This is a genomic window from Streptomyces atriruber (genome assembly GCF_001418325.1).
In the GTDB taxonomy this organism is placed as follows: Bacteria; Actinomycetota; Actinomycetes; order Streptomycetales; family Streptomycetaceae; genus Streptomyces; species Streptomyces atriruber.
The window spans coordinates 1-2051 of sequence record NZ_LIPN01000403.1; the positions used below are offsets into that span (position 1 = coordinate 1).

Below are 2051 nucleotides of genomic sequence, written 5' to 3' on the forward strand. Positions count from 1 at the left end.
CCGCCCCCGGCACCGCACAGCGCCTGCCCGCCCTCCTGGAGTGGGAGGAGTGGGGCGCGGCGGTCCCGTCCGTGCTCTGTCACGGCACGGGCGACGCGGTCACCGTGCCGCCGCTCGCCACCCCCACGGAGGCCCCCGCGAAGGCCCGCGCCGAGGCCCCGGAAGCCACCGGGGGCGCGCCCCGCACCGCACCCGGCGGCCGTCTGGGATCCCGCTGGCTGGTGGCCCCCGGCACCCGGCATCCGTGGCTTCCGGGTCCCGAGGTGATCCTCTGGGCCTGCGTCCGCGCGGCCCGCTCCGCGGCCTCGCACGCCGTGCGCATATCGATTTTTCCTGGCGGCGATCAGAGTGCTAAGGTCTACGACGTCAGCAGGCGCCGCTAGCTCAGTTGGTTAGAGCAGCTGACTCTTAATCAGCGGGTCCGGGGTTCGAGTCCCTGGCGGCGCACAGACGGTGAGAAGCCCCTCGCGGAAGCGAGGGGCTTCTTGCGTATGCGCACAGGGCGGTCCGCGCGCTTCTCAGCCCGCCGTGACCTGCACCGTCCACGCCCCGGACGCCGTCCGCCCCGCCACCTCGACGCGCACGTCGTGGCCCGGCACCGTGAAGCTCTCCCCCACCCGCACCGGAGCGTCCGCCAGCTGCGGATACACCGACTCGCCCCAGCAGGACTCGGACTCCGGATGGGCGTCGACGACCTCGACGGGGCCGCCGCCCGACGCCGTCTCGTTCCGCACCTCGTAGACGAGCACGCCCTCCGTGCACGTGGCGTGGTCGTTGCCCGTCGAGCCGCGCACCTCCAGGGCGAGCACGCTGTCCCGGCCCGTGCGGACCACGGCGAGCCGGGTGCCGCCGAGGGCGCCGGGCACGACGGGGGCCGCCAGCGGCTCCATGGTCAGCCGCTCCGTCCCCGTGCCGACGCACCGCACCTGCCGCGGCTCCAGCCAGCCCAGCTTCCACTTGTGCCAGCCGAAGAGGTCGGGGGCGAGCCCGAACTGGCTGCCCATGACGTCCCAGTCGCCGACGTAGGTGTCCCAGTCGCCCTTGCCGTCGGTGGGCCGGTGGTAGAGGTCGGGCAGGTCGAAGACGTGGCCCGTCTCGTGGGCCAGTACGTTGCGGTCCGGCGGATGCCGTTCGAAGACGGTGACGATGCGCCGGATGTCCGTGCCGTCGGCCCGCATCGGCCGGTCGAAGTTGACCACCTTGGTGGCGTCCGAGTCGACGCCGGGCGCGTCCGGGTCCGCGACGAAGTACACGATGTCGTACCGCGAGAAATCCACCTGCGGATCGGCGGCGGCCACCGCGTCCCGCAGATAGGCGGCGCGGCGCTTGGCGTTCCAGTCGCGCTGTATGGCGTACGAGAGGGAGTCCTCGGGCATCTGGGCCCACTCGCGCTGCGGATGCGGGCGCAGCGCGAACTTGCCGTACGAAGCGCGCTCGAAGAACCGGCTGGTGGCCGGGAAGTAGTCGGCGGTCAGCTCCTCGGGGGTGGTCTGCGGCGGGGAGTCCGGGAAGGAGAGGAACACCATCACCGCGTTCAGGGTCCTGGCCGGGCGCGGGTAGGCGGTGTTCCAGGTGTCGAGGCCCTCGGAGTGGTGCGCGGCGGTGCGGCGCAGGGCGCACGGTCCCGCGGCGGACTCGGCGATCGCGGGGCCCGCGACCAGCGAGGTGGCGGCCAGGGCGGTCAGCGAGGTGAGGAAGGCGGCGGTGCTGCGCAGGCGGGAGTTCTCCCCTCCACGGGTGAGTCCCCAAGGGGGGAGCTGACGCGGCACGTCGACCTCCGGGTGCGGAATGCGGGACACCTCACCCACCTTGTGATGTTTTGTTGAAGTTCGCCCTGTTTGTCTGGCCCTTCCGAGTGAGTACGGGACAAGGGCGCGACACCCCGACCGCTCACGGAACGTCACAAGCGATCGGGTCGCAACGGAACCAGTGCAGGGCCGAGCAGAAACGATCTGCCGACGACGGTGTGCCCCACCCGGCCCGGGGGCGCGGCTGGAACGGGCCTCTGGCCAGCCTCTATGATCGGCACACTTTCCTGCGCGGGCCCGGTC

General features: G+C 72.4%; 1 protein-coding gene, 1 tRNA gene and 1 pseudogene. 2 read left to right on the forward strand and 1 reads right to left on the reverse strand.

Translation table 11 applies throughout. The features are described from left to right. A pseudogene (locus AOK03_RS40365) lies at positions 1-383 on the forward strand (hypothetical protein); the annotation flags it as partial. Continuing rightward, positions 374-447, forward strand: a tRNA-Lys gene (locus AOK03_RS33755). The pseudogene AOK03_RS40365 and the gene AOK03_RS33755, both read left to right, overlap by 10 nt. Positions 448-518: 71 nt before the next feature. Here the strand turns inward: AOK03_RS33755 and AOK03_RS33760 are convergent. Next, positions 519-1799, reverse strand: a complete 1281-nt coding sequence (locus AOK03_RS33760; RefSeq protein WP_079075122.1) for a M6 family metalloprotease domain-containing protein — start codon at positions 1797-1799, stop codon at positions 519-521. Between the last annotated feature and the right edge of the window lie 252 nt (positions 1800-2051).